This is a genomic window from Jeotgalibacillus alimentarius, assembly GCF_000829445.1.
Lineage (GTDB): Bacteria > Bacillota > Bacilli > Bacillales > Jeotgalibacillaceae > Jeotgalibacillus > Jeotgalibacillus alimentarius.
On sequence record NZ_JXRQ01000015.1, the window covers coordinates 21,455 to 47,870 of the forward strand.

Annotated in this window: 29 protein-coding genes; 10 read left to right on the forward strand and 19 right to left on the reverse strand. The window is 43.9% G+C overall.

Features of this window, described 5'->3' with window-relative positions; genetic code table 11:
• Nucleotides 1-2 precede the first annotated feature (2 nt).
• Nucleotides 3-503, forward strand: coding sequence for a cyclic pyranopterin monophosphate synthase MoaC (moaC, locus tag KP77_RS03815; RefSeq protein ID WP_041121407.1), 501 nt, complete (start codon nt 3-5; stop codon nt 501-503).
• Here moaC and KP77_RS03820 read toward each other — a convergent pair.
• The 11 genes from KP77_RS03820 to ric form a co-directional block, all read right to left on the reverse strand.
• Complete coding sequence (locus KP77_RS03820) at nt 500-1,627, reverse strand: MFS transporter (protein WP_041121408.1); 1,128 nt, start codon at nt 1,625-1,627, stop codon at nt 500-502. The genes moaC and KP77_RS03820 overlap by 4 nt on opposite strands.
• A 72-nt stretch (nt 1,628-1,699) precedes the next feature.
• Nucleotides 1,700-3,202, reverse strand: a complete 1,503-nt coding sequence (locus tag KP77_RS03825) for a nitrate/nitrite transporter (RefSeq protein WP_041121409.1) — start codon at nt 3,200-3,202, stop codon at nt 1,700-1,702.
• 134 nt (nt 3,203-3,336) lie between these two features.
• Complete coding sequence (locus KP77_RS03830) at nt 3,337-3,864, reverse strand: hemerythrin domain-containing protein (RefSeq protein WP_041121410.1); 528 nt, start codon at nt 3,862-3,864, stop codon at nt 3,337-3,339.
• Between the two features lie 12 nt (nt 3,865-3,876).
• Nucleotides 3,877-4,524 carry a nitrate respiration regulation response regulator NreC gene (gene nreC / locus KP77_RS03835; RefSeq protein ID WP_041121837.1) on the reverse strand — a complete coding sequence of 216 codons (648 nt, stop codon included), beginning with the start codon at nt 4,522-4,524 and terminating at the stop codon, nt 3,877-3,879.
• A 2-nt stretch (nt 4,525-4,526) separates the two neighbouring features.
• Nucleotides 4,527-5,600 (reverse strand): sensor histidine kinase, encoded by a 1,074-nt coding sequence (locus KP77_RS03840; protein ID WP_235420662.1) that lies wholly within the window; start codon nt 5,598-5,600, stop codon nt 4,527-4,529.
• Entirely contained in the window at nt 5,597-6,049 is a 453-nt protein-coding gene (locus KP77_RS03845; protein ID WP_041121411.1) for a GAF domain-containing protein, read from the reverse strand. Before KP77_RS03845 ends, KP77_RS03840 begins: the two co-directional genes overlap by 4 nt.
• Nucleotides 6,050-6,103: 54 nt before the next feature.
• Entirely contained in the window at nt 6,104-6,796 is a 693-nt protein-coding gene (gene narI, locus KP77_RS03850) for a respiratory nitrate reductase subunit gamma (protein WP_200889044.1), read from the reverse strand.
• On the reverse strand, nt 6,793-7,362 hold the full coding sequence (narJ, locus tag KP77_RS03855) for a nitrate reductase molybdenum cofactor assembly chaperone (protein ID WP_041121412.1): 570 nt from the start codon (nt 7,360-7,362) through the stop codon (nt 6,793-6,795). Before narJ ends, narI begins: the two co-directional genes overlap by 4 nt.
• Nucleotides 7,355-8,890 (reverse strand): nitrate reductase subunit beta, encoded by a 1,536-nt coding sequence (narH, locus tag KP77_RS03860; protein ID WP_041121413.1) that lies wholly within the window; start codon nt 8,888-8,890, stop codon nt 7,355-7,357. The genes narJ and narH overlap by 8 nt, the downstream gene beginning before the upstream one ends.
• Nucleotides 8,880-12,536: a nitrate reductase subunit alpha gene (locus KP77_RS03865; RefSeq protein WP_041121840.1), complete on the reverse strand. Its 3,657-nt coding sequence runs from the start codon at nt 12,534-12,536 to the stop codon at nt 8,880-8,882. The genes narH and KP77_RS03865 overlap by 11 nt, the downstream gene beginning before the upstream one ends.
• Before the next feature lie 218 nt (nt 12,537-12,754).
• Nucleotides 12,755-13,453: an iron-sulfur cluster repair di-iron protein gene (gene ric, locus KP77_RS03870; protein WP_041121414.1), complete on the reverse strand. Its 699-nt coding sequence runs from the start codon at nt 13,451-13,453 to the stop codon at nt 12,755-12,757.
• 234 nt (nt 13,454-13,687) lie between these two features.
• On the opposite strand from ric, the gene KP77_RS03875 reads away from it, so the two are divergent.
• Entirely contained in the window at nt 13,688-14,113 is a 426-nt protein-coding gene (locus tag KP77_RS03875; RefSeq protein ID WP_041121415.1) for a hemerythrin domain-containing protein, read from the forward strand.
• 22 nt (nt 14,114-14,135) lie between these two features.
• Nucleotides 14,136-14,861, forward strand: coding sequence for a YwiC-like family protein (locus KP77_RS03880; protein ID WP_041121416.1), 726 nt, complete (start codon nt 14,136-14,138; stop codon nt 14,859-14,861).
• A 57-nt stretch (nt 14,862-14,918) separates the two neighbouring features.
• On the opposite strand, the gene KP77_RS03885 is transcribed toward KP77_RS03880, so the two are convergent.
• Nucleotides 14,919-15,992, reverse strand: a complete 1,074-nt coding sequence (locus tag KP77_RS03885) for a MoeB/ThiF family adenylyltransferase (RefSeq protein ID WP_052473944.1) — start codon at nt 15,990-15,992, stop codon at nt 14,919-14,921.
• A 122-nt stretch (nt 15,993-16,114) separates the two neighbouring features.
• Here KP77_RS03885 and KP77_RS03890 point away from each other — a divergent pair, with 122 nt between their 5' ends.
• From KP77_RS03890 to KP77_RS03900, 3 genes are all read left to right on the forward strand, one after another.
• Nucleotides 16,115-16,423: a DUF3243 domain-containing protein gene (locus KP77_RS03890; RefSeq protein WP_041121418.1), complete on the forward strand. Its 309-nt coding sequence runs from the start codon at nt 16,115-16,117 to the stop codon at nt 16,421-16,423.
• Between the two features lie 170 nt (nt 16,424-16,593).
• Nucleotides 16,594-16,902, forward strand: coding sequence for a PadR family transcriptional regulator (locus tag KP77_RS03895; RefSeq protein ID WP_041121419.1), 309 nt, complete (start codon nt 16,594-16,596; stop codon nt 16,900-16,902).
• Nucleotides 16,903-16,915: 13 nt separating this feature from the next.
• Nucleotides 16,916-18,085 (forward strand): chromate transporter, encoded by a 1,170-nt coding sequence (locus KP77_RS03900; RefSeq protein ID WP_041121420.1) that lies wholly within the window; start codon nt 16,916-16,918, stop codon nt 18,083-18,085.
• A 179-nt stretch (nt 18,086-18,264) separates the two neighbouring features.
• Here KP77_RS03900 and KP77_RS03905 read toward each other — a convergent pair whose 3' ends face one another.
• Nucleotides 18,265-18,828, reverse strand: a complete 564-nt coding sequence (locus KP77_RS03905) for a hypothetical protein (protein ID WP_052473945.1) — start codon at nt 18,826-18,828, stop codon at nt 18,265-18,267.
• Nucleotides 18,829-18,895: 67 nt separating this feature from the next.
• Nucleotides 18,896-19,615: a hypothetical protein gene (locus KP77_RS03910; RefSeq protein WP_052473946.1), complete on the reverse strand. Its 720-nt coding sequence runs from the start codon at nt 19,613-19,615 to the stop codon at nt 18,896-18,898.
• A gap of 73 nt (nt 19,616-19,688) precedes the next feature.
• On the opposite strand from KP77_RS03910, the gene KP77_RS03915 reads away from it, so the two are divergent.
• Nucleotides 19,689-20,195 carry a metallophosphoesterase family protein gene (locus KP77_RS03915; RefSeq protein ID WP_327063102.1) on the forward strand — a complete coding sequence of 169 codons (507 nt, stop codon included), beginning with the start codon at nt 19,689-19,691 and terminating at the stop codon, nt 20,193-20,195.
• A gap of 11 nt (nt 20,196-20,206) precedes the next feature.
• Nucleotides 20,207-21,163, forward strand: a complete 957-nt coding sequence (locus tag KP77_RS03920; protein ID WP_041121422.1) for a D-2-hydroxyacid dehydrogenase — start codon at nt 20,207-20,209, stop codon at nt 21,161-21,163.
• Nucleotides 21,164-21,421: 258 nt separating this feature from the next.
• Here KP77_RS03920 and KP77_RS03925 read toward each other — a convergent pair whose 3' ends face one another.
• Nucleotides 21,422-21,718, reverse strand: coding sequence for a rhodanese-like domain-containing protein (locus KP77_RS03925; RefSeq protein ID WP_041121423.1), 297 nt, complete (start codon nt 21,716-21,718; stop codon nt 21,422-21,424).
• Between the two features lies 1 nt (nt 21,719).
• Nucleotides 21,720-22,091 carry a sulfurtransferase gene (locus KP77_RS03930; RefSeq protein WP_200889045.1) on the reverse strand — a complete coding sequence of 124 codons (372 nt, stop codon included), beginning with the start codon at nt 22,089-22,091 and terminating at the stop codon, nt 21,720-21,722.
• A 130-nt stretch (nt 22,092-22,221) separates the two neighbouring features.
• Here KP77_RS03930 and KP77_RS03935 point away from each other — a divergent pair, with 130 nt between their 5' ends.
• Together KP77_RS03935 and KP77_RS03940 are read left to right on the forward strand one after the other, a co-directional pair.
• A complete protein-coding gene (locus KP77_RS03935) occupies nt 22,222-22,596 on the forward strand; it encodes a hypothetical protein (RefSeq protein ID WP_041121424.1) in 375 nt (124 codons plus the stop codon).
• A gap of 133 nt (nt 22,597-22,729) precedes the next feature.
• Complete coding sequence (locus KP77_RS03940) at nt 22,730-23,599, forward strand: EamA family transporter (RefSeq protein ID WP_041121425.1); 870 nt, start codon at nt 22,730-22,732, stop codon at nt 23,597-23,599.
• 19 nt (nt 23,600-23,618) lie between these two features.
• Here KP77_RS03940 and KP77_RS03945 read toward each other — a convergent pair whose 3' ends face one another.
• Genes KP77_RS03945 through KP77_RS03955 form a run of 3 tightly spaced genes read right to left on the reverse strand, consistent with a single transcriptional unit; the run spans nt 23,619 to nt 26,371 of the window.
• Nucleotides 23,619-24,575, reverse strand: coding sequence for a Gfo/Idh/MocA family protein (locus KP77_RS03945; RefSeq protein WP_041121426.1), 957 nt, complete (start codon nt 24,573-24,575; stop codon nt 23,619-23,621).
• The gene (locus KP77_RS17480; protein ID WP_052473947.1) at nt 24,576-25,382 is read right to left on the reverse strand and encodes a GNAT family N-acetyltransferase; all 807 of its coding nucleotides are present in this window, start codon (nt 25,380-25,382) and stop codon (nt 24,576-24,578) included.
• Between the two features lie 26 nt (nt 25,383-25,408).
• Entirely contained in the window at nt 25,409-26,371 is a 963-nt protein-coding gene (locus KP77_RS03955) for an acetamidase/formamidase family protein (protein WP_052473948.1), read from the reverse strand.
• Nucleotides 26,372-26,416: the final 45 nt, after the last annotated feature.

The window sequence follows — 26,416 nt, forward strand, 5'->3', positions numbered from 1 at the left end:
GTGTGTCTGATTTAACGCATTTTAATGAGCAGGGACGTGCCAGAATGGTTGATATTTCTGATAAACAGGAGTCTGTCAGAGTGGCTGTCGCGCATTCAAGTATTGTAGTGAATGAAGAAATTTACCAGCATATTCAAAACGGCACATCCAAAAAAGGTGATGTACTCGCCGTTGCACAGGTGGCAGGTATTATGGCTGCCAAACAGACGTCTGTGATCATCCCGATGTGCCATCCGCTGTCTTTAAGCGGGATCGATTTGTCTTTCGAATGGGACGTGACGTCACGTTACGAACTGAAAATCTCAGCTTCCGTGAAGACAAAAGGCAGTACCGGAGTGGAGATGGAAGCACTCACAGCTGCATCAGTATGTGCACTGACGATCTATGATATGTGCAAGGCTTCTGATAAAGGAATGGTCATCGGTCCAACCTTTCTCGCGGAAAAAACAGGCGGTAAAAATGGCGATTACCAGCGTGACAGAAGCCCTGAGATGAAGCTTTAACGCAGCTTCCCAATGAAAATGAATAGCAGACTGACTGTCAGAATTAAAGCAGCGCCTCCGGTAAATGGCAGGCCTGCTTTTTCACTGACAAACCCTGCCAGGCTTGACCCCGCAACCACACCTGCTGAAAAAAAGGAATAAAAGATACCAAATGCTTTCCCCCGCGTTGCTTTATTAGACATATCTGTCACCATCTGATTCATTGATGGGAAGATAAAAGCAAATCCAATCCCGTACATAAACATCAACACCGGGATGATACCAGGAAGTGAAATCCACTGGATCAGTCCAAGAATTAGTCCGATCGTAATCAGTCCCGTACCTGTCAGCTTTTCAGATGTGAATACGTCATAAATTTTATTCAGCTTTGTTATAAAAATAATGACTGCGGTGACACCAAATATGCTTAACCAGATTCCTGCAGATGCCTGGGTTAACCCAAGATCCTGCGCCTTTAAAGGCATGGCAAATGCAAGCGTGCCATTACTCACCATTAAAGCAAAAGCAGCAAGTGATGCCTGCTGAAGCTTTTTGTGCTTCAGTAATTCGATGATCGGTGCTCCTGCCACATCATCTCTTTCTCTTTCTTTGAATGATTCAGATACATACTTCACCGTGAGCCAGATACATATCGCAAATAGTACAGCCACTGAATAAAACACTGCATCTGTCAGTCCTCTTGATGCCAGTATACCGCCTGCTGCAGGCCCTAAAATCGCTGCGCTTCCTATCCCTGCACCAATGTAAGCCATTGGTTTTGTACTTTTCTTCGCTGCATGGTCTCCTGCAATCGCAAACACACAGGGGATTAACAGGCCGCTGACAATACCATGAATCGCTCTGACGATCAGCAGCTGCTCTGCATCCTGAGCGAGTGGATAAAATAAAAGAACCGCTGCAGAAAGCACGGTTCCGATCACAAGAACCGGCTTTCTGCCATATCGGTCCACCGCATAACCGCCTGCAATATTACCAGCTACATTCAGCGCGGAATATACAGCAATAATCAATCCTGCCATCGTTTCTGTAGCCCCAAGACTGATTGCGTAAGGAGTCATGACGGGAAGCTGAATGAATGTATCGATAAAAGTTACGATAATAATAAAGTAAATGATCTTCGTCATCGGCTATAACTTCTTTCTGCGTATACTGTGTTTTAATCTTACCATTCCCTGATTTGATTTGTGAAAACACAGTTACTGAACAGAACGATATTCTGTAATATCCGAAAATGACGCCACATACCTTTCCTGTTCACCGGCATCATTTTGAACAGCACTTATTGTCAGCCACTGCAGATACAATTCACCATCCTTTCGTTTATTCCAGATCTCCCCTTCCCATGATCCTTTTTCATGAATGTGCTGCCACATAGTGCTGTAGAATTCAGGTGGCTGCTTTCCTGATTTCAGCTCAGCCGGCGTTTTGCCGAGAATTTCATTTTCTTCAAAACCTGTCAGATCAGTGAAAGCTTTATTGACTGCAATGATGCTCCCATCGGTTTTTGTTACCATGACCCCCTGGGCAGTTGATCTGAATACATCAGCCTGAAGCTGAATTTTATTCTGATAAAACATCCAGACAACAAGTACCAGACTTGCGAGAGCCACCTGAGATAACAGCATAAACCCAATTGCATATTGACCTGTCAGCCCGTATACCATTGACAGAATCAACGGTGGGAAAAACCCCCCAAGACCACCCATCATCGATACAATTCCATTCACAATGCCGGCCTGCTTTTGAAAATACATTGGGACCAGCTTGAATACCACACCATTTCCAACCCCGGCACTTAATGCAATGGTAAGCGTGCCGACTGTATATAAAACAATTGAAGGTGAGAATGCCAGCAGAACTGCCGCTGCCGTATAGACGGTAAATACACCGATTAACAGCTTAAAAGAATCAAATTTATCTGCGAGGAATCCTCCCACCGGTCTCATGAACGTCGCCACCGCAATGAATCCCGCCGTCCGCATTCCTGCATCCACACTGCTCAAGTTAAATTCCGTAACCAGAAAGTTTGGAAGATAGACAGTAAAAGCCACAAAAGAACCAAACGTAATAAAATAAAAGAGTGAGAAGAGCCACAGCTTTTCATTTTTATATACACCTTTAATCTGACTGATAATCGGTGTTTTCACACGCGTTTCTTTTCTGTCACCGAATAAAAAGTTTAATGCTGCAAAAACCAGCAGTAAAACCAGATAAAGCTTTACTGTTGCTTCCCAGCCAATCTGTGTCGCAATGACAGGTGCTGCAAACGTTGAGACAGCCGTTCCAATATTTCCAGCCCCATAAATCCCATTTACAAAACCGTGTCTTTCTTTAGGATAATACTTCGGCAAAGACGTTACACCCACTGAAAACACTGCCCCGCCTATCCCGAGGAACAACCCTCCAATTACCAGTTCAGTATAGCTTGAAGCCTCACTGATGAAATATACGGGGAATAAAAGCAGAATAAAACTCACTAAAAAGACGAGTCGTGCACCGATCAGATTGGCAAAATAGCCAAGCGGAATTCTCAGTACCGATCCCAGAATCACCGGTATTGCGGTTAGCAGTGCAATTCGCTCAGGCGGAATCGTAATGTCCTCTTGTATAAAAGGTAATAAGGATGAAATGATGACCCACACCATAAAACCGACAACCAGGTTCATAGTTTGAAGCGGCAGCTGCAATTTTTTTGTCATTGGATAACACCTTTCTTCTAAAAAGGATTTTCTTCATGTAATTGTTTTCCTGATTTAATTATAATTTTTTGCTGCATAATAAAAATTAGGGAGTCCCCTTTGCAGTAAAGGAAACTCCCTAAATCTTTCAGACGTTATGTGATCAGCGTATTCAGCTCTTCAGTCAGCTGGTCTACATCGACCGTTTTCATCACTCTATCAACCATTGGGAATAGCACACTTTCTTCTTTTACAAAGTGCACCATCAGCACTTCAAACGCTTCAGCTGCATCTCTCGTTCTGACTTTCATTTCTTTAATTGAAAGATCCTCAAGATCTCCTAAAGTATGATGCAGAAAGTGTCCGATATAGGCATCAATTTCCTGATGCTCTTCTTCGATCGACAAAATTGGCCCCTGTTCTAGTCCGATGTATGTACCCAGCATTGGAAAGAAGAATCTTTCTTCTTTGTCTGTATGGTTTTTCAGCGGATCCAGAAATCCGATCAGTAATTTGCGGAGATTACGAAAATCAGCCAGTGCTTCCTGTTGATCTGAATAGCTTTCTTTTTCAAAATTCAGTACAATTGCATGCCACTCATCCATAAGATAACGTAAATATCTGTGTTCATTCTCAAGAATGTTCATCGCCTTGTTTTTCGATTGAAACCCCTGATTGTTCATCAAATCATCCTTTTAGAAATCCAGCAGCTTTTTTTTCAAAGCAAACTCAACCAGTTCCGGCTTGCTTTTCAGCTCCAGTTTTTCCATGATTTTTGCTTTATGTGCTTCTACCGTTTTCACTGAGACAAAAAGCTTTTCTGCAATCTCTTTATTCCCATATCCTTTCGCAGCAAGCGGAAGGATTTCGAGTTCTCTTTTAGTCAAAATTGATAAAGGGTCTGTTTTATCCCCCTGCCCTTCATGTTTCACAAATTCTTTTACTAATGAATTAGTCATTTTAGGTGATATATAGGTTCCACCTGAATAAACTGTCCTCACAGCCTGAAGGAGTTCTTCATCCGGTGCGTTTTTCAGAATATAACCGGATGCACCGTTACGCAGCACATGAAAAAGGTATTCTTCATCATCATGCATGGTAAGAATCAAAATTTTTGTATCCGGCAGATCATCATGAATCTTCCCAGTCGCGATCAATCCGCTTTCTCCCGGTGGCATACTCAGATCAAGCAAGAGAACATCCGGTTTGTGCTGAGCGGTTAACTGGTAAGCTTCTACACCATCTGCAGCTGTCGCAACCACTTCCATATCAGGTTGAAAATTCAAGATCATTGAAAAACCGCTTCTTACGACTGAATGATCATCAGCAATCACAATTTTAATCATCACGTCTCAACCCTTTCCTTTGGTTGCAGTTGAATCGGTACAGAGAGATAGACGGTAGTGCCTTTTCCCTGCTCTGAATAAAGCCTCAGCTTTCCGCCAATCAACTCAGCTCTTTCTGTCATACCGAATACACCTAATCCGGTTCCTTTAATGGTTGGTGACTCTGTATTGAATCCCTCCCCTTCATCCCTCACAAACAATTCAAGATGACGGTTGGATTCTGCAATATACACGTCAATTTCTGAAATTCCTGCATATTTAACCGCATTCAGTACTGCTTCCTGACAAATCCGGTATACCGCTGTTTCAATATCATGTCTGTATCTCATCTGTGAAATCATTGACTTCAGATTTACTCTGATGCCATAAGTTTTTTCAATCCATTTAAAATGCGTGCGGAAAGCAGCTTCAAGTCCCAGGTCATCGAGTGAAGCTGGTCTAAGGAAAACAGAGATATTACGCACATCTTCAATCAGACGGTTCAGCGTTCCTTCTGTCTCAGAAATACGCTCCCTCAATTCATCCTCTTTCAGATATTTACTGACACGCAGATCAACAAGTGTACTGACAAGATCCTGCACTACACTGTCATGAAGCTCACGTGAAATCCGCTTACGCTCAAGCTCCTGCGCTTCTATCGTCTGCTTCACCATCTGATTTTTGTACAGATTTTCCTGCGTCTTGAATTGAAGTGTCAGATCCCTGAGCATAAAAACAAAGATCTCCTGTTCAGGATCAATCTGATAATAACTTGCAGCATAAGGAATAACGCCTTTATTCCTTGTTTCGAGATAGACTTGAAAAGAGGAAAAATCTCCTTCAGGATTTTTCAAGTAGCAATTTGTACAGGACATCAGTTCTTCATCACTTGTATATCCTCTGCAAAATGAACAGAGAGAGCTGATTGTTCCCTGTTGAATGGCTTCTAAGACGGATGGGTTAATAATCTGTTCTGCAGAGGGGTTCAGTGCCAGAATTTCACCTTCGCCATCAAGAAAAAAGATTGCCTCTGAACTGTTTTCATACATTTTTATCAGAAATGCCATCATTTTCTCATTCGTGATCTGAATCAATTTCCAATCAACTCCCCGGTATCATAGCTTCCTACTTTTTCAGGTAAATGACTGAAGATTTCCTGAAATAATACCTGATTCATTTTCCCTGCAGTTCTTGAACCCACCAGCAGAACTGCACAGACACGCTGGTTTTTAAAAAATGGAATGGCAGCAAAGCTTTCGATCTTTTCAGATACGAGAATCGGATGTTCATAAAGATTTCCTGCTGAATAATACTCTTTTACATTTTCAATTATTCTCGCTTTTCCAGTTTTCACTACGAGCCCTGCAGTTCCCTTTCCGGAATAAAGAACAATACGGCGGTAATTCTCACTGATATTACCTGAAATATACTTCCATCTAATCGCATGGTTTTCTTCAGGCAAACAGACTGCTAATGCAGCAACGTCGAGTTCAAATTCGTTCCTCAGTTGTTCTAAAAATGATTCGTAGTGAAAATGTTCCATCTTAATCCTTCTTTCTCACTTTGTTACCGCTCCTGCAAAGAGCTTCATTCAAGGTTAAGAAGCTCTTTTAGGAGAACGGTGTTTTCTGTATAAAATATAACTTCTGCCTACATAATGAACCGGTACACTCCATACATGAACCAGTCTTGTATATGGCCAGAGTCCGAAAATCAGAAAGCCTGTCATCACATGCATTTTGAATGAGAGCGGCACAGCACTCATATAAGCGGCCTCAGGGTTAAAGATCAGAAGACCTCTGAACCAGACAGAAATCGTTTCACGATAGTCAAAGTCGTGCTGGATATTATTTGTAACTAGCGTAGCATATACACCCATAAATACAATGAATAAAAGCAAAACATTAACTAAAATATCAGAGTTTGTACTCAGTTTTCTGACAGATTTTCTGGTAATTCTACGCAGGGTCAGTATCAGCATTCCGGCTAGTGTGATAACTCCGAATAATCCTCCAATGTAAACTGCCCCTATATGATATAAATGATCATTCACACCAATTGCATGCATCCATTCTTTTGGAATACCAAGCCCTGCCACGTGACCAAAAATGACGGGGATAATTCCGATATGAAAGAGCAGACTGCCGATCATCAGCTGCTTCTTTTCAATAAATTCACTGGATTTGGCTGTCCAGCTGAATTGGTCATGTCTAAATCTGAATATATGGCCAAAAATGAAGGATGCAATACAGATGTATGGAATGACAACCCATAAAAACTGGTCAATCATGATGGTGAGACCTCCTGAGGGATGACGCATGCCTTTAAGCATTCACGTAACCCTTTAATTAGAAAGTAATATGCCTCGTTGCTTTTTTCTAATGATTTGAGCAGGTTATATGTGCCGTCTTCAAGGACTGCAAACATGATTTGAAAGCTTCTTTGCGCACGGTCATCACCGCTCCAGTCTGCCGCATAAATAAACTCACACATGAGCGGCAGAAAGTCAGACAGTTCATTGCCAGGCATATCGAGACCAAACATTTCATAAAGAACCTTCAGCTTCGCAAGCATCTGCCCTCTTTCCTTGCCATCCTCGAATTTAAAATATGTCATATATAACGTAGAGCTTTTTTCAAAATCAAAAACAGTCGTATAAGCTTCACGCAGTTCATCCAGACTCATACGATGGACCTGATCCCAATACCTTTTTATATGCTCACTCCCCGGCAGATCCGGGGAAACAGATGCTTCAAAAAATTCAGGATGGAAGGTCAGCTTCTCAGGGTAGGATAGCTGATGAGCAAAGAAATGAAAGGCTTCTTTAAATGATTCAAGCTTCTCCAGGTTAATCACGCCAGATCCCTCCATAGAAGTTTTCCTCGTAAATTTCTTTGCCTGATTTTCCAGCTGGCATAGCAGGTCCACATCCATCACAGCCCATGTCATAGCCCTCTGAACCCTGGGCACGGTAAGGGTCCATGTATCCTTCTCTGTGTGAAGTCGGAATCACAAAGCGATCTTCATATTTAGCGATTGAAAGGAGTCTGTACATTTGCTGCGTTCCATATGCAGACAGCCCTACACGCTCAAGTCTCTCTTCATCGAACTCTTTTCCGCTTGATAATGCACGCATATATGATCTCATCATTGCCATACGCTGAAGTGCCCCTTTCACTGACTCTGTGTCACCCGCTGTCAGCATATTTGCCAGATACTGAATCGGCGTTCTCATTTCTTCGATTGCCGGGAAGATAGCGTCAGGATTCTTAATTGAATCTTTCCCTTCAAAGTAACTCATAATCGGACTGAGCGGCGGTACATACCATACCATTGGCAGCGTACGGTATTCCGGATGAAGCGGGAAAGCAAGCTTGTAATCAATTGCAAGTTTGTACACTGGTGAATTCTGTGCAGCTTCAATCCAGTCCTGGTTAATGCCATCTTTTTTCGCCTGTTCAATGACTTCAGGATCATTCGGATCCAGGAACAGACCAAGCTGTGCTTCATATAGATCCTTTTCATCAGGGGTAGACGCAACTTCAAGCACGCGGTCTGCATCATACAGCAGCACACCAAGATAACGGATTCTTCCTGTACAAGTCTCAGAGCATACAGTCGGCAGTCCTGATTCAATTCTCGGGAAGCAGAATGTACACTTTTCAGCTTTATTTGTCTTCCAGTTGAAGTACACTTTTTTGTACGGGCAGCCCGTCATGCAATAACGCCAGCCTCTGCATGCTTCCTGGTCCACAAGCACAATCCCATCCTCATCACGCTTATACATTGCACCTGAAGGACATGATGCCACGCAGCTCGGGTTCAGACAGTGTTCACACAGACGCGGAAGATACATCATAAATGCATTTTCAAAGTTGAATTTAATTTCTTCTTCAATTTTTTTGATATTCGGATCTTCAGGACCGGTAATGTGACCGCCTGCAAGGTCATCTTCCCAGTTAGGTCCCCATTCCACGTCCATTTTTTCTCCCGTAATTGCTGAGTGTGGACGTGCAACCGGCTGATACTTCTGTTCTTTTGCATTTGTCAGATGCTCATAGTTATAAGTCCATGGCTCATAGTAATCTTTCATTTCAGGCATATCAGGATTATAAAAGATTTTGCCGAGTGCCATTTTTGAAAGTTTAGTACCGGCTTTCAGCTCAAGCTTTCCTTTTCGCATCTGCCAGCCGCCCTTATATTTCTCCTGGTCTTCCCACTGCTTCGGATAACCGATCCCGGGCTTCGTTTCCACATTGTTAAACCACATATACTCTGCACCTGGACGATTCGTCCAGGTGCTCTTACACGTCACACTGCATGTATGACAACCGATACATTTATCAAGATTCATTACCATTGCTACTTGTGCTTTAATCTTCAAGCCAGTCTACCTCCTTCAGTTTACGGACAGCTACATACACGTCACGCTGATTTCCGATTGGCCCATAATAGTTGAACCCGTAACTCAGCTGCGCATAACCGCCCACCATCTGTGTGGGTTTCACATGGATTTTGGTTGGTGCATTATGACTGCCGCCGCGTTCTCCGGTAATGGATGAACCCGGAACGTTAATGTGCTTATCCTGCGCATGATACATAAACATCGTTCCCTCAGGCATTCTGTGGCTGACAACTGCACGTGCTGTGACAACGCCATTACGGTTATACACTTCAAGCCATTCGTTATCCTGAATATCATGTTTCTCTGCGTCTATATTGTTAATCCATACCACAGGTCCCCCGCGGAACAATGTCAGCATATGAAGGTTATCCTGATACGTACTGTGAATATTCCATTTACCGTGCGGTGTCAGATAACGCAGAATCAGTGTGCTTTCTTCTCCTGAAATCTTCTTATCCCTGTGTCCAAAAACCATCGGAGGCAGTGTCGGCTTATAGATTGGCAGTGATTCACCGAACTGCAGGAAAATTTCATGATCAATATAAAAATGCTGCCTGCCTGTTAATGTACGGAATGGCACATGTCTTTCTATATTGGTTGTAAATGGTGAGTAACGCTTTGAACCTTTGTTAGATCCGCTGAACACAGGTGTTGGAATCACTTCTCTCGGCTGTGCTGTAATCTGTTCAAAGGTAATTTTCTCTGCTTTTCTGTCTGCTGATATGTCTTTCAGTGCAACACCTGTATCTTTTTCCTGTGCTTCCCATGCCTTTTCAGCAACCGCACCGTTTGTAGCTGAAGAAATATGCAACATGGCATTTGCGACATGTCTGGCAGTGATCAGCTTCGGCATTCCGTTTTTCATCGTTTCATCATGATGTACACCATTGATCAGTTTCAATTCTTCATATTCTTCTGCTACAGGGAAGTTCACGCCGTGCGCCCCTACTTTACCTGTGCTGATATTCGGGCCAAGCGTAATGTATTTATCATGAACTTTCGTATAATCCCGCTCCACAATCTGAATATTAGGCATGGTCTTACCTGGAATCGCTTCAATCTCACCTTTTTTCCAGTCTTTTACGATTCCGTTTGGCTGAGCAATTTCATTTGGAGAATCGTGTCCAAGCGGTGCCGTTACAATATCCTCATATACTCCCGGCAAATGCATTTCTGCCATTTCTGAGAATTTCTTTGCAAGCGTCCGGTAAATATCCCAGTCTGATCTTGATTCCCAAAGCGGATCTACAGCCGGGTTAAATGGATGAACGAATGGGTGCATATCTGTTGATGATAAATCTGTTTTCTCATACCAGGTCGCTGCAGGCAGCACGATATCTGCATACATCGGTGTCGAAGTCATTCGAAAATCAAGTGCAACAAGCAGATCCAGCTTCCCTTCTACATCCTCGCGCCATTTCACTTCTTCAGGCTTCTCATCTTCATTCGGCTCAGCAAGGATGCTGTCTGAAGCCCCAAGTAAATGCTTCATAAAATATTCCTGACCTTTTGCGGAGCTTGAAATCAGATTTGAGCGCCAGACAAACAGTGTACGCGGGAAGTTTTCTTCAGCATCCGGATCTTCAATTGCAAAGTTCATATCACCGTTTACAAGTTTGTCGACTGTATGCCTGATCATCTCTTCTTTTGATTTCGCACCCGCTTTTCTTGCTTCTTCAGCAAGCTTCAGGCTGTTCTGATTGAACTGCGGATAGGAAGGCAGCCAGCCAAGTCTTGCAGCAAGAACGTTATAATCTGCAGGATGCTGATAGCGCACCTTATCTCCAAGTGGCGATTTCAATGAGTCAGTTCCCATCTCTTCATACTTCCACTGATCGGTTGCAAAGTAATAATAAGAAGTTGCGTTCTGCAGGCGCGGTGGTCCCTGCCAGTCTTTCGCAAATGCAATGGATGACCATCCTTCAATCGGACGGCATTTCTCCTGCCCGACATAGTGAGCCCAGCCGCCGCCATTTTTACCCTGCGAAGCCGTTAAGATCACCAGATTCAGAATTGCGCGGTAGATGGTGTCACTGTTGAACCAGTGATTAATTCCGGCGCCCATAATAATCATCGATCTGCCATCAGTATCAATAGCATTCTGAGCAAACTCCCGTGCCACCTGTGTAACAACAGAAGCTTTCACGCCAGTGATTTTTTCCTGCCATGCAGGTGTATAGTGTGAAGCAGCATCTTCATAATCTGCTGCTGTGTGCTGACTTCCTGCTTTCTGCACACCGTATTGACTGATCATCAGGTCATAGACTGTTGCTACTTTTGCTGTTGTTCCGTCAGCCAGCGTTACTTCTTTAACCGGGATCGAGCGCCTGAACGTACCATTGCCGGCCTGATCAAAGTATGGGAATAAAATCTCTTTCCATTCTCCGCCATGCTCACTCATTGTGAGTGCCGGCTGTACAAATGACCCATCTTCTTTTTCAAGAATCAGGTTCCAATCCTTTTCTTCTTCCCAGCGCTGACCCATCGTCCCATTTGGCACGATCAGTTCATTCACGGATTCATCAAACAGAACCGGCTTCCAGTCAGCATGTTCCACATCCTGACCCAGATCTGCTGCACGCAGAAACCTTCCTGCTTTTAACGCATCTCCTTCTTTTTCAAGCATGATCATAAACGGCATATCTGTGTATTGCTTAGCGTAGTTGATAAATAATGGTTCTTTTTTCTTTTCGTAAAATTCATCAAGAATCACATGTGTCATTGCCTGTGCGACTGCGGCATCTGTTCCCGGATTCGGTGCCAGCCAGTTATCTGCAAACTTAACGTTTTCAGCGTAATCAGGTGCGACTGAAACCACTTTTGCTCCTTTATAACGGACTTCAGTCATAAAGTGCGCGTCCGGCGTACGTGTTAACGGGACGTTTGATCCCCACATAATCAGATAACCCGCGTTATACCAGTCAGATGACTCAGGCACATCCGTCTGCTCTCCCCAAATCTGAGGTGAAGATGGTGGAAGGTCAGCGTACCAGTCATAAAAACTCAGCATTTCACCTCCAAGCAGGTTAATAAATCGTGCGCCTGAAGCATAGCTGATCATTGACATGGCAGGAATTGGTGTGAAGCCTGCGATTCTGTCCGGACCCTGATTTTTAATCGTGTAGATCAGTTGAGCTGAAATCAGTTCTAGTGCTGCTTCCCACGCAACCCGGACATGACCGCCTTTTCCGCGTGCTTTTTTATAGAGCATTGATTTCTCTTTATCCTCAGTAATACTCGCCCATGCTTTGACCGGATCTTTGTGTACTTCTTTTGCTTCCTGCCACAGCTTCCAGAGCTTGCCGCGCATATAAGGGTATTTCACGCGGAGCGGGCTGTACTCATACCAGGAGAACGAGGCACCACGCGGACAGCCTCTCGGTTCAAATTCAGGCATATCCGGACCGCATGAAGGATAATCGATCTGCTGGTTTTCCCAGGTAATAATCCCGTTCTTCACAAACACTTTCCAGCTGCAAGATCCCGTGCAGTTTACTCCGTGCGTTGTTCTGACTACTTTGTCGTGTGACCATCTCTGACGGTACATATTCTCCCATTCTCTATTTTTTTCTTCTAAAATCGACCAGTTACCTGAATATCTTTCTGTCGGTTTAAAAAACTTCATCCCGAGTCCGAACTTTCGTTTGACCACTGTTCAATCACTCCTTATCTGATTGCATCACTTGCAGGAAAAACAATTACATGTATGAATAAGTTCAGTATGAGGAAAATACGTATATGAAACTATTAGGGAAAGTCCTATATGGACACGGTTAATCCCTTGATTTGTAAAAAAACAGGACCACTGAGAATAGATGATCTTCCCAATGGTCCTGTCCGGATTTAAAGTGCTGCTTTCACTCTCTCAAATAAAATATTATTCTCTAAATGTATGTGTTCATGCGTATCTCTTTCCAATTCTGCAAGCCGCTGATAAACAAGCCGGTATGTCCCACACGCACCCGGTGGCGGAGTAAAATCATTCGTCAGCATTCTGATTTCCTGAAGAACACCACCCGCAGCCTCATGTTCGCTCTCAAGCTCTGACAATTGCAGTTCTATAATGGCCTTAGCTTCAACTGAAGGTTCTTTCAAGTAAGAGATGACCGCTGGAAAAACCCGCTCATCCTCGTCAGCCGTATGGTCGATTAATTCTCTTTTTAATTCATCAAACAAATCATTAATCATATTTAAATGAGGATGTGCCTCTCCGTGAACTCTTGATACTTTAGTCAAATACGGTTTTAATGCCGGGAGTTCTTCTTTCAGATAACGGTGATGCTTGAGTTGAATGTAGTGAATTAATTCTTCCTCAGACAATGTGCCTGGGCGGATCCCGGCATAATGCTGTCTGGATGTTTCTATGGCCTTCAATTCTTTTAGCACAAGTTCAGGATCCAGACCTCTCTTTGCAGCTGCTTCACTTAATGGCACTTTCCCTCCGCAGCAGAAATCGATTCTTAACTCACGAAAAAGGTCACTTGACTGTGGTAAGGCAGATACAATATCAGATACATTTGTCTGTGCTGAAATAGGTTGCATTCTCGTACTCCTCCTTAACGGATCTTTTGTATATCTGTCTCTATCGTACTTTAGCCTGTATTCAGGCACATCGGGAGGTTCCCTTTAAATGCAGAAGGGGGCTTCCTATTTTGAATTGAGAATCTGCCTACTCCGGTTTTCACTCTGGAAATGTAGGGATTCCCCTTATCTTTTATTCAATTAAACTGTGATAAGCTAATTTCAAAAGAAGTATATAGCAGAGGAGGACATACAATGACAGGACCATCACTCAAACAGCTTCATGCTCATCATGCTATTCACTCAGGAGGACTTGCCGGAGCAGTTCAGATGACGATGGGATTAAAAGAAGCGATCTCAGATCAGGCACCGAAAGAAGAAATCCGCAGCCAGATGAAGGCACTGCTTGATTATTGGAAAAACCGGATTATCAGCCATGCAGATGCTGAAGAAGAAGATCATGGTTTTTATGCTGAATGTGTGGAAAAGAATCCGGACTTAAAAGATGCAGTGATTAAGCTGACGCGGGACCACGATCTGATGCGACAAATCGCAGCAGATATCGAACCTGCGCTTGAGGGGGATTTTGATACCCTGGAGGTGCTGACACAATTTGAGGCACTGACTGTGATTAATGAACACCACAGCCGGGACGAAGAAAAATTTCTCCTTGGCGGATAAATGAAGATGGAGGCACAAAGCCATGTTTGCTTTCAATAAACCTTCCCAGCACGGAACCTGGGCCATGTTAACCTTTCCTCCCGTGCTTGGATTATTTTATAGCACCTTTACCTGGCAGCATTTATTTTTCTTTACCGGCTGGCTGATCATCTTTTTTATGAGTGAGCAGCTTTTGTTCTGGTATAAACGCCCCGCAAAGAGGAAAGAATATCGCAACACAACCATTCTGATGGGGTTTACTGCCGGTTTGTTTTTTATCATTCCAACGCTCTATAACCCAGGCGTGATTTTATTGTTTTCAGCTATGCTCCCTCTTCTGCTCGTTTCTCTGACTTTTGTAAAATTGAAGAAGGAAAGACATATATTAAATGACTTATCCGGTATTGCAATATTCTCACTCGCGGGCATGATTTCAGCTTATATCGGGAGCGAAGCATACCATTTCAGTGCTTTTATTCTACCGTTTTTATTTTTTTCAGGATCCGCCTTTTTTGTAAAAACGATGATTCGGGAAAAGAAAAGCACTTTCTACAGAAACCTGTCTTTTGGTTATCACTTACTGATTACAGGTCTTATGTTTTTATGGCATCCTATACTGGGAGCCGTTCTGCTCATCAGTCTCGGCAGAGCAATCTGGTTCTGGGGAAAATCTTATACACCGAAACAGATCGGTATCTTTGAGATCGCCAATTCCACAATTGTGCTGATTGCCTATATTGTTTATGTTGTAAGTGTTTATTCCATTTAAAAAGAAAGATGGCGCTCTTTTTCTCAAGCGCCATCTTTCTTTTAGTTGTAAAAAGGTTTAATTAAACACTCTATGATACACTTTCTTCGCTTCTGTTTTATCACTCGTACCGTGAATGAGTACACGGCCATCTTTAAAAATGATCATTCTATATGGATCAAAGGTGATACTGATCAGAAACTGATTATACTGAACAGGCAGCCCCTGCGTTGAAAAGATTGTATGTAAATCACCAAGGTCTACTGCTTTCTTCTCAGCAGGTCTGATCTGAACTGTATCTCTTCCGCATAACACAGCCGTTTTCATCGCTGACTCCATTGTCAGGTAAGGATATGTCGGTTCCTCCCCGCATGAAGGACAATCCGCCTTTTTCATTCTTGAGACACCAATTGACTGGTAATCATTTTGCCATACATCAAATGTGACGAGCCTGCCACTGAGTGCATCTGTGTTTCCAGACAGAATCTTCAGTGCATCAGCTGTCTGGTGTGCAGTTACCATCATGACAGCTGGACTGATGATCCCTGCCGTATCACAAGTCTGGCCGGTAGGCGGTGTCGTCTCCCATAAGCAGTTAAAGCATGGTGTCACACCCGGGATAACGGTAAAACTCATCCCCGTACTGCCCACGCATGCCCCGTATATCCAAGGAAGTTCTAATTTTTGCGCTACATCGTTGATCACGAACCTCGTTTCAAAATTATCAGTCGCATCTATGATCAAATCACTATTCTCAGCATATTTCAGCAGATCTTCATACGTGATATCTGCGACAATCGCCTGTATTTCCACGTAGCTGTTTACCTGTTCAAGACGGTATTTCGCCGCGATCGCTTTTGGCATTTTTTTGCGTGCATCCTCTTCGCTGTATAAAGACTGGCGCTGCAGGTTACTCCATTCAACATAGTCCCTGTCGATGATCGTGATCTTTCCTACACCCGCTCTGACCAGTGATTCTGAAGCCCCTGTTCCGAGCGCACCAGCACCAATAATCAACACGTGCTTTTCACCGAGTTCCTGCTGACCGTTAGTTCCAATCGGCTTAAAAAGCTCCTGACGTGAGTATCGTTCTTGATGCAACTGATCCGCCCCCAATACAAATAGTTTTTTACTAAGATAGCAGTTATTCATTGCTACTACAAGGTAATCGCTTGATATTTCATATAATTCTTATTTATTTCGATGTTTGAAAGATTGTGAGCCGGGAAACCATCTACTAGAACATACAGTAATAATTTACAGGAGGTTTTATCATGGATATCGAAAACAAGGTTGAAAAGGAAGCACGTCAGACCGAGCCTGAAAAGAAAGAAGAAATTCTGCAGAGCTTTGACCGCTTTAAAGACTACTTAGGTGATCAGGTATCTAAAGGTGAAAAGCTGGGTCTTGGTGAAGAAGCACTTGCAAAAGGTGCTGAAAGAGTCGGCGATTACCTGGCTAAAAATGAAGAACCCCGCAATCGTGAGGAAAAGCTTCTTCAGGAACTATGGAAGCTTGGCGATAAAGATCAGCGCCACCAGCTGGCACACCTGCTCGTTCGTCTTGCACAATCTACAAATTAATCTATCCAAAACCTTCGCAAGCATTGCGAAGGTTTTTTATATGAGCAAAGTTCAATTATAAACGTTATATAAAGATGCACACTAACTCCTTCACAATACTTCATCTCCCTGTTAAACTTCTAATATCGATTTTCGATATCGAATACCGATTCTACATTGGAGGGCTGCATATGGATGATAAAATACTGCGAAAACTATTTCTTGGCTTTATTCAGATTCATATTCTTCATCACGCTTCAGAGCACCCTGTATACGGCGCATGGATGACAGAAGAATTGCATGAGCACGGATATGAAATCAGTGCAGGCACACTTTATCCGATTCTTCATTCAATGGAAGCAGACGGGCTTCTGTTAAAAAAAGAACGGAAAGTTGACGGTCATATCAGAAAATACTATACCGCCACAACGCGTGGCATAGAGGTATTAGCTGAAGCAAGAAGTAAAGCTTATGAACTATTTAAGGAAATTAAAGACTAGAAGGGAGATTCATATGAAGAAACAGGGATCATTACTCGAAATTTTACTCGTATCGCTGAGGCTCGGTCTGACTTCATTTGGCGGACCGATCGCCCATCTCGGATATTTCAGAGATGAATATATTGAAAGACGTAAATGGATGACTGATAAAACGTATGCTGACCTTGTCGCACTCAGTCAGTTTCTGCCGGGTCCTGCAAGCTCACAGGTCGGGATTGGGATAGGTGTCATGCGCGGCGGCCTGCTTGGAGGCGTCGTTTCATTTATTGGATTCACGATGCCATCAGTGATCGTTTTAATTATTTTTGCCATGATCGTATCAAACTTTGACGTATCAGATGCAGGGTGGCTTCAAGGACTTAAGATTGTCGCAGTAGCAGTTGTTGCGCACGCGATCATGGGTATGGCTAAAAATCTGACCCCTGACCTTCAGCGCAAAGCGATGGCACTTCTTGCGCTCTCTGTCACACTGCTCTGGCAGACAACAGTCAGTCAGGTTGTGGTGATTATCATCGCAGGTATTGCCGGTTTCTTTTTGTTCAAAGGTGATACCACAGAAAAAAACCCGGAATTCAAATTTCCGGTTTCTAAAAAACTCGGCGCTGTTTTTCTGGCATTGTTCTTTATATTACTTGCAGTCCTCCCGATTGCCCGGGAAATAACTTCGGCTAACTGGATTGCAATGTTCGACAGTTTCTACCGCTCAGGTTCACTTGTATTTGGCGGCGGTCACGTCGTACTCCCTTTACTGGAGCGTGAATTTGTACCAACAGGATGGCTGACTGAAGAACAATTCCTTGCAGGGTATGGTGCTGCACAGGCAGTTCCAGGTCCGCTCTTTACCTTTGCTGCTTATATCGGAGCTGTAATCGGCGGATGGCAGGGCGGCCTGCTGGCTACAGCCGCAATCTTTCTGCCGGCATTTCTGCTTATTCTTGGTGCCCTGCCATTCTGGAATGCACTTAGAACTAACCCTAAAATGAAAGCTGTATTCATGGGTGTGAACGCAGCAGTAGTCGGCATTTTGATCTCAGCCTTCTATTTCCCAATCTGGACAAGCTCTATTTTAGAGCCGATTCACTTTGTCCTGGCAGCATTTTTATTCAGCATGCTTGTGTTCTGGAAGCTGCCGCCATGGGTCGTTGTATTGAGTGGGGCTGTGGCAGGGTTGTTATTTTTATAGGGGGCACAGGAGGGACGGAGCTGAGTGAGTCATTTTAATAATCATTCTAATTGTGGCACACTTCACTCCGTCCCTTAGTGTGCCATTTTTATAATAACTACAATTTTAGCACAGTAAGCTCCGTCCCTGCTGTGCCACCAAAAAAGGAATCGCCACCGGCGATTCCTTTTTACTATTCATTATTTATCACGGCCAACGTCACCCGGGATATCCCCTTGTGGTGATGCATCTACTGTGTTTTGGCTCTTTTTGTTCAGTTGTACAACTGAGTCATTTGAGTTTGAAGATCCTGTAGAACCTGTTGTTCCTGCTGAAGACGAAACGCCTTCTTTCACTTCAGATCCTGCATCGGCAACCTGTCCGCCGATATCTTTCGCATCTTCTGTCGCTTCTTTCGCTGTATCAACGATGTCTGAAGCACTCTCACGGATTGCTTCTACCTGAGGAACTACGTCTTCATTTACTTTTTCATATAATGACTGAGCTTCATTCATTGCATTTTTCAGCGTAGAGACAGCTGACTGGAAACGGCTTGAAAGGTCGTTTTTGAACTCGCCCGGATTATCTTTTACATTGCGTACAAATCCGCTTGTTGATGAACCGACGTTTCTGCTTCCTGTCTTCACCTGTTCTCTGGTGTTGCTGTCAAGCAGTGCAATTGCAGCGCCTACTGCTGCTCCTACAAGTACACCCATTAATAATTTACTGCTGTTGTCATTTTTCGTATTATAATTTTGCGCCATGGTAAGTAGCCTCCTGTTGATGTTTTGTATATATAGGAGTCTACCCTTCCATTTTCCATTTAAACATTTATACTGATTCTTTTAACCTTGCCATTGCAAGCCATGTGCCGAGTTTTGTCCGGCTGATCCCTACTCCTACATAGCCTGCAGCCAGGAAGTCTTTTTGTCTTTTTGCTTTATCAGTTCTGACAAAAATATATGAATCTTTATCAATGAAAAGTTTCTGTTTAAGCGGTTTATAGAAAATATACCGGGGCATATTTCCGTATTTCACCTTCACATCCACCACAATCATTTCCTGTTTGAATTTATCCCTCATACTTGGAATATTAGTTGGTGAAACGGTACAGCAGAGATGTTCAAAATAAGTGTGGGTGAATTTCAGTTCCTGCATAATCACTTTGGCCATAACCTGTTGAAGCCCGTTCCCGCGGTAATCAGGATCTACAAGAGAAATTTCCTGATGGACCACTCTCATTTGCTCATCATATGAGAGACCGAGATCACGGCCAAGGTTTTCTTCATCATCTCCCGGGAAAAGAAGTGCACGCACAGCAATCAACTTATCTTCTGCATAGACACCAAGCAGGATCCCGCCTTCTCCTGATACATATAAAATTTCTTCATCTGTTAATGGTTGAAGTGAAGAAGCATCTTCAATGCCTGATACCACTTTTTGCTGAAAAGATTTAAATTCATCAAAATGATCTTCTGTCATCTGCCTGATGACATACTGGATTTTAGCGTTGTCAGATTTTCTGACAACTTCTCCCTGATATAACTCCATATATTGATCTCCTTTACGTTCCTTCAGAATTGATTGATAATTAATGTTAGTTTAACACGTTGAAAACAAAGGTGTGAAAGATTTGAAAATCATTGTTGTATCAGACACTCATATGCCACGGATGGCAAAGGCACTTCCGCCCCGCCTGAAGACAGAATGCCAGTCGGCAGATCTGATTATTCATACAGGGGACTTTAACACACTTGATACAGTTCAGGAACTTGGACGTTTCGCTCCTGTTGAAGGAGTGTACGGAAATGCAGATGATCAGGAACTAACAAAGCGTTTTCCGGAAAAGGAGATTATACAGGCCGGTGGTTTCAGGATCGGGCTTGTACACGGTCATGGTAAAGGGAAAACGACTGAAAAGAGAGCGCTTGATGCGTTTATGAAGGACGATCTTGATATGATCATATATGGTCATTCCCATATCCCTTCCTTCAAAACGATTGACGGTGTTCAGGTGCTGAATCCCGGTTCTCCGACTGATAAAAGAAGACAGAAACAGTTTTCTTTTGTGAGATTGACGGTTGAAAAGGAGATAAATGTGGAATTTATCTATTATGACAGTAAAATTTAGGAGGACATAAAATGGAGAAAAAAATCATTATTGCTCATGACCTTGAAGAACATTTGATAAGCGAAGTAAAAGAGGCAGTGCCGGGGTGGACTGTTGTGACAGGGAAAGATGAAGAAAAGTGGGGACCTCACATGTCTGATGCAGCAGTTGTTGCAGGCTGGAAAAACGCGATGACCCCATACCTTGAACAGGCTGAAAATCTTAAATGGGTACAGTCCTGGAGTGCAGGAATCGATAGCCACCCGCTTGACGAATTCGAGAAGCACGGTATTCACCTGACAAGCGCAAACGGCGTACATGCATTTCCGATTGCTGAAACGATTTTTGCCATGCTGCTAGGCTGGACCCGTAAGATTCATACATACACAAGACAGCAGCAGGAAAAGAAGTGGCATCATGCAGGGCTGAAGCTTGAACTACACGGTAAAAAGCTGGCTCTTTTAGGTGCAGGAGCCATTGGTAAGGAAACGGCTAAAATCGCGAAAGCATTTGGCATGGAAGTTGCCGGGTTCCGCAGAAGTGGTGAAGAGGAAGAGTATTTTGATCATATGTATAAGCTGGATCAGCTCGAAGACATTTTACCGGATTGTGATTATACAGTGATCACGTTACCACTTACGCGTGAAACTGAAGGTCTTTTTAAGAAACAGACCTTTGCAGCAATGAAAGACGGCAGCTTTATTGTTAATATCGGACGCGGGGAAATTATTGATGAGCAGGCAATGACCTCAGCGCTTCAGAAAGGAAAAATCGCCGGAGCCGGTCTTGATGTATTCGCAACAGAGCCACTGCCGGAAGACAGCCCGCTTTGGGAAATGGAAAACGTCATTATCACGCCGCATACAGCAGGGTCAACAGAATACTATAATGACCGGGTAATCAAGGACATCCTTGTTCCTAATCTGCAATCGTTCATTAAAGACGAGAAGTTACACAAAAACCTTGTGGATTATGATAGAGGATATTGATTTATTAGCCATATTAAAGTCTATTTTTGTTTTAATACAGCTGATGATTGGAGCGGAAGGGGCGACTCCAGCAGGAGAAGCCGGACAGGTGAGACCCCGCAGGCGCAAAGCGGCGAGGATGCCGATTGAATCGGAGCCAAAAGACGGCTCATGCGGAAAACGTCCCCCTGCAGCGGAAATCACCAGCCAATTTCAACAGAGTAAATTCATGAAAAAAGAGAGCAGGACCAATGCGTCCCGCTCTCTTTTCATATCCGCTTATTCAGTTTTACCCTGCCAGTTCATCATACCGCCTGACATATTCGTTACGTTAAAGCCCTGTCCTTCAAGATACTGCGTGCCCATCGTACTGCGGCCTCCTGAAGCACATACCACAATATATTCCTTTGATTTATCAAGCTCCTGCTTACGGAATTCAAGCAGCCCAAGCGGAATATTTACAGCGCCAGGAACCTTACCGCCCTGCACTTCTTCAGCTTCTCTTACATCAATAATATGAATCTCTTCATTAGCATTTAATTTCTGTTCTACTTCTGTTGGCATCATTGATTTCATTTTAATAACCTCCGCATTTTTTAAATTTAATCATTCCAGGCTGCGACTGCTGAAGCAGTGTCATCTTCTCCACCCGATATCCTTTGCGTTTTAAAAAACGGATACCCAGCTTCAAGTCAACCTGATCTGAAGCAATAATATGAATCTTTTCTATAGGTAATTCTTTATAAAAGCGTTTCAGATAAGCATATGGAACATGCTGAAACGGTGAGTGATGGTTAACAGTCGGATCGTTATATGGTCTTAAGTCTACAATCATATCTGAATGATTCAGCTGGTCTTCCGGAATACATTCCACACCGCTGACCGGCGCATAGCGCTTATAGAATGAAATAATGAGTACAATAACTGCTGCTGCAAGAACAAATTCCACTTCAACACCACCTTGTAAAGTTTACATTGATTATATTATACCCCCAGGGGCATATAGTCAAGAGAAAAGTTTTTGCTTCCTGACCCTTTTTTCTTCTATACTGATAAGAGAAATATCAGGAGGACATACAATGAAATTATGGTTAAACCGGGTTAGCTCTCTTCTCGCACTCGCCGCTCTTACAATGGTTTTCGTGCGGTTTTTCTTTCCGGAGGTCACACCTTTTCTGACAACGGGTCTGTTGTTTATTCTGTTTTTTGTCTTTATAGCCGTATCTATTGTAACGTTTGATCCAAAAGCATCAAAGCGTGACGAACTGGTCGGTCTGCCGGTAACAATTTACTTTTCAGTACTGGTCGTTTTTCTTCAGCTTATTGGTGGAGAAACAGATACACCGCTCAGTATAGATCAGCCGTTTTTATGGATTGCGATCGCACTTGGGATCTGGCTCGATATTAAAAGAACGCGTAAGAATAAAAAAGACAGAGAAAAAAGCGCCGTATAGGCGCTTTTATTCGTCTGCATAAATCGAATAGATCAGATGGTCTGTCCACTTTCCGTTCTCCAACTTCATTCACCTCTTACAGATTTGCAATATTACCCGTATACTGGAAGAAAACGAAATCCGGGTGAGTACGTTGAGATCTGCTTCTACTTTATTTGTATTATTTGCTGCCATGCTGTGGGGGACGACGGGTACTGCCCAGTCATTCGCGCCTGATGGCACCCATCCTGTCGCATTCGGCGCTTTCAGATTATGTATAGGCGGTGGTGCACTGCTGCTATTTTCAATCCTGCAAAAGAACTTTTCACTGTCAGGTTGGCCTCTGCCAACACTCATTGCAGCTGCATGCTGTATGGCATTTTATCAGCCTTTCTTTTTTTCAGCTGTTCTGATGACAGGAGTTGCAGTCGGCACAGTCACTGCAATCGGCTCAGCGCCGGTCATTGCAGGGCTATTGGAATGGCTATTATATAAAAGAATCCCTGACAGAAAGTGGTGGGCCGCTACCTTCACTGCCATCACCGGCTGTGTGTTTCTATTTGCCAATCCACAGGCGATTACGGTTGATCCGGTTGGGATGCTGCTTGCACTTGGTGCCGGAACAGCATTTGCGACATATACGATTGTCAGCAAAGAACTGCTGAACAGCCATCCGCCTGATACGGTCACTGCAGTCGTGTTCACACTTGCCGCTGTACTGCTTTCCCCAGTCTTGTTTTTCTTTGACCTGGACTGGATCGCAACCCCTGAAGGACTTGGGACAGGACTCTATATCGGGGTCATCGCCACAGCCTTTGCTTATCTTTTATTCGCAAGAGGTTTGCAGGGCATAAAACCGTCCACTGCTGTAACCCTGTCTCTTGCTGAGCCGATGACTGCTGCACTGTTAGGCGTTGCAATTGTAGGTGAAACATTGTCACTGCTTTCGTGGACAGGCGTATGTCTGCTGATGATGTCGATTGTAATTCTTTCTATTCAAAGAAAAACGGAAGCAGGGATTTGACGTCCCTGCTTCTGTATGATTATGACTGCTGATAAGCCAGCTCATTTACTTTTGTCAGTCTGCGCATATCTTGTCTCGTGATAAAAGGAACCTGCCCCTCCTCAATCTGTCTAACCCACTGGGACATTGCACTCGGAAGGTTTTCAGGCAGTTCAGCTTCTATCCATTTTCCGTCCGTTTCAGCATTTTTATAGCGGGCATGACGATCTTCCACTAGATACACGCCTTCAGATCCGTGAATTTCAAGCTGGAATAATCCACTCGTGACAAAGCCCGTTTCAAGGACGGCTACCTGACCGCCTTCATATTTGACCAGCACAGCTGACTGGTCATCCACCTCATGGCCATAGACATGCTGAAACATTGCTTTTACTTCCACAGGCTCACCACATAACCGGTTCGCAAGGTAGATCGGATGTGCGCCGAGGTCAATCAATGAACCGCCGGCCGTTCCGTCTTTTTTGAGGAAATGCGGCGGTAGCCATCCCTGACCGTTTTCACCGGGAACAGCACCATTATGGGCAACCCGGCATCTGATTGCAGACACTTTTCCAAGCTTCCCTTCATCCGCTAACTGCTGTCCATATACATAGTAATCTGCAGACAATCTTGGCAGCGATAGCATCAGATGAACGCCTGCCACGTCCACTGCTGCAAACATGTCTTCACATTCCTGTTCAGTAAGGCCGAGTACCTTTTCAGAGAAAATATGCTTCCCGTGCTGCGCAGCTTTTATGATTACATCTCTATGCATCACAGTAGGTGTATCAACAATCACAGCATGAATGTCCGGATCACTCAGGACATCCTCCAGATTTTCTGTAAATGGGATTCCCTGCTCACTTGCCCATTTTTCACCTCTCACACGATCTTCATCCCAGATCGCTGTTACGTTAATTTCGGGATGGTTTAGTGCCTCTTTTATGTAATCATCCGCGTGAACATGCCACCGGCTTAACATTGCTACGTTAATCATTTACATCTCTCCTTTATGTGAATGCCATATTTCTCTTTCGTTTAAAATTAATATAAGACCGCAGATGACCAGCGCTGCACTGAGAATAAGCGGAATCACACTTGTCTCAAGCATGGCTGAGTAAAACAAGCCGAATCTTCCATCCCACGAAGTCATCGCTGAAGCGTATATGGCGGATGCAATCCATGAACCCGCCATGAGGATGACACCTGACAATAGACAAATTGCTCCGATCGCCACTTTACTGATCCGGGTCTGCCGCTGTTCTTTTGACATGCTGCGGCTGAGGTCTTTCACTTTAGTGATTCCCCTGATTTTCCGGTCTGCTTCCACAAGTGATGCCTGCATCGTTACAGATGTTCCGGACGTCCCCACCTTATAAAACCCTACACTTTTATACAGCTTAAAAGCATGATGGTTAAACGGATCCACACTCAGGGACAACGCTTCATGCCCTTGGCTCATAGCGAAAGCGACGATTTCCTCAAGCAGCCTTCTGCCGATTCCTTTCCCTCTTTCTGAAGCTTTTACTGCCATGCCGATCTCCGGTATATCCGGACTGACGAATCCATATCCCTGATGTTCCTCAGTGAACTGCCGGTACCAGACTGCACCAACCAGCTCTCCTTCCTTTTCAGCAACCAGCACCTCATCTCCCGGACGTCCCCAATTCTCGTGATATTTTTTCAATCCTTCAGATTCCAGCAGTGCTTCTCTTGGCGGCTTAGTTTCAGTCATATAGATTGATTCATACAGCATATCTAAAAAGAAATCGTACTCTTCCTCTTTCATTTGTCTGACCTGCATTAAATTATCTCCCCCTTTCTAAAATGCTATCTGATCGCATCATCACTTGTTTTTACTTCTAACACACCGTGCGGCAGGACAGCATGTACACCTTTTACCTGATTCACAATCTGCGTGATCCGCAGATCTACTACCGTACTGCCAAGCGCCATGGCTTCCTCCCTGCTTACCTGAAAGCGTTCCTGCATGAAATCAATCATTTCCTTCAGCGCGATCCCTGCCGCCTGATCCAGATCTTCATGAAAGCCGAATGTCAGCCATCCGGACGGCGTGTCAGCACGCGGCAAACTGATCGTCTGATTTTCAAACAGTGTAAATGTCATACTGACTTCATCCATCGGACATTCGATCGCTGTACCGGAGATCTCCCCGTCCCCCTGAGCGGCATGTCCATCACCTACAGAAAACAGTGCACCATCTGCTGCAACCGGCAGGTAGATCGTGCTTCCTTCAACGAGTTCCTTACAATCAATATTTCCACCGCAATAGCGTGGTGGAATCGTGGAGTGTGTACCTTTTTCAGCCGGCGCATTCGCAAGGACACCCATAAATGGCGACAGTGGAACCTGAAATTCCCTCGTTCCTATGATTGTTTTTCCAATCATATTTTCAACGTCAAGTTCCCAGTTAAGAACCGTCTTATCTTCACTTGAAATATCAGCCTGCTCATTCTGCCAGGCATCTGAACCGCCCCCTGCATTCCAGCCGTACCAGCCTGGAACGATTTTGTTTATCCTGACTGCAAGCATCATCCCGGGCCTGGCTCCTTTTACTTTGATTGGACCGATCAGCGGGTGACCCGGTTTCTTTTCTTTTGTGCTTGAGCGAAAAGAAACCGTGCTTCCATCTTTATGCTTCAGACCCCATTCAAGACCAATTGTATTCAGCGTAACGCTGTCCCCGGTGCTGATTGTCAGAACCGGTTTATGTTCCGGGCTGAATGAGCCATGCAATACCTTATCGGATGCTTCTATGTGATGTGTCGCCATGATGATTTCCTCCTGCTGTCTATTTCTTCTATTGTACGTTAAACG

Bases quoted from the DNA above. Each gene is read 5' to 3' on its own strand.
- KP77_RS03885 (WP_052473944.1), bottom strand. From the start codon at position 15,992: ATGAATAACTGCTATCTTAGTAAAAAACTATTTGTATTGGGGGCGGAT.
- KP77_RS03875 (WP_041121415.1), top strand. From the start codon at position 13,688: ATGACAGGACCATCACTCAAACAGCTTCATGCTCATCATGCTATTCAC.
- KP77_RS03920 (WP_041121422.1), top strand. From the start codon at position 20,207: ATGGAGAAAAAAATCATTATTGCTCATGACCTTGAAGAACATTTGATA.
- KP77_RS03935 (WP_041121424.1), top strand. From the start codon at position 22,222: ATGAAATTATGGTTAAACCGGGTTAGCTCTCTTCTCGCACTCGCCGCT.
- KP77_RS03830 (WP_041121410.1), bottom strand. From the start codon at position 3,864: ATGAACAATCAGGGGTTTCAATCGAAAAACAAGGCGATGAACATTCTT.
- KP77_RS03845 (WP_041121411.1), bottom strand. From the start codon at position 6,049: ATGGAACATTTTCACTACGAATCATTTTTAGAACAACTGAGGAACGAA.
- KP77_RS03865 (WP_041121840.1), bottom strand. From the start codon at position 12,536: ATGAAGTTTTTTAAACCGACAGAAAGATATTCAGGTAACTGGTCGATT.
- ric (WP_041121414.1), bottom strand. From the start codon at position 13,453: ATGCAACCTATTTCAGCACAGACAAATGTATCTGATATTGTATCTGCC.
- KP77_RS03880 (WP_041121416.1), top strand. From the start codon at position 14,136: ATGTTTGCTTTCAATAAACCTTCCCAGCACGGAACCTGGGCCATGTTA.
- KP77_RS03945 (WP_041121426.1), bottom strand. From the start codon at position 24,575: ATGATTAACGTAGCAATGTTAAGCCGGTGGCATGTTCACGCGGATGAT.
- KP77_RS03955 (WP_052473948.1), bottom strand. From the start codon at position 26,371: ATGGCGACACATCACATAGAAGCATCCGATAAGGTATTGCATGGCTCA.
- KP77_RS03905 (WP_052473945.1), bottom strand. From the start codon at position 18,828: ATGGCGCAAAATTATAATACGAAAAATGACAACAGCAGTAAATTATTA.
- KP77_RS17480 (WP_052473947.1), bottom strand. From the start codon at position 25,382: ATGCAGGTCAGACAAATGAAAGAGGAAGAGTACGATTTCTTTTTAGAT.
- KP77_RS03900 (WP_041121420.1), top strand. From the start codon at position 16,916: ATGAAGAAACAGGGATCATTACTCGAAATTTTACTCGTATCGCTGAGG.
- KP77_RS03910 (WP_052473946.1), bottom strand. From the start codon at position 19,615: ATGGAGTTATATCAGGGAGAAGTTGTCAGAAAATCTGACAACGCTAAA.
- KP77_RS03820 (WP_041121408.1), bottom strand. From the start codon at position 1,627: ATGACGAAGATCATTTACTTTATTATTATCGTAACTTTTATCGATACA.
- KP77_RS03890 (WP_041121418.1), top strand. From the start codon at position 16,115: ATGGATATCGAAAACAAGGTTGAAAAGGAAGCACGTCAGACCGAGCCT.
- KP77_RS03925 (WP_041121423.1), bottom strand. From the start codon at position 21,718: ATGAAATCAATGATGCCAACAGAAGTAGAACAGAAATTAAATGCTAAT.
- narI (WP_200889044.1), bottom strand. From the start codon at position 6,796: ATGATTGACCAGTTTTTATGGGTTGTCATTCCATACATCTGTATTGCA.
- KP77_RS03895 (WP_041121419.1), top strand. From the start codon at position 16,594: ATGGATGATAAAATACTGCGAAAACTATTTCTTGGCTTTATTCAGATT.
- KP77_RS03825 (WP_041121409.1), bottom strand. From the start codon at position 3,202: ATGACAAAAAAATTGCAGCTGCCGCTTCAAACTATGAACCTGGTTGTC.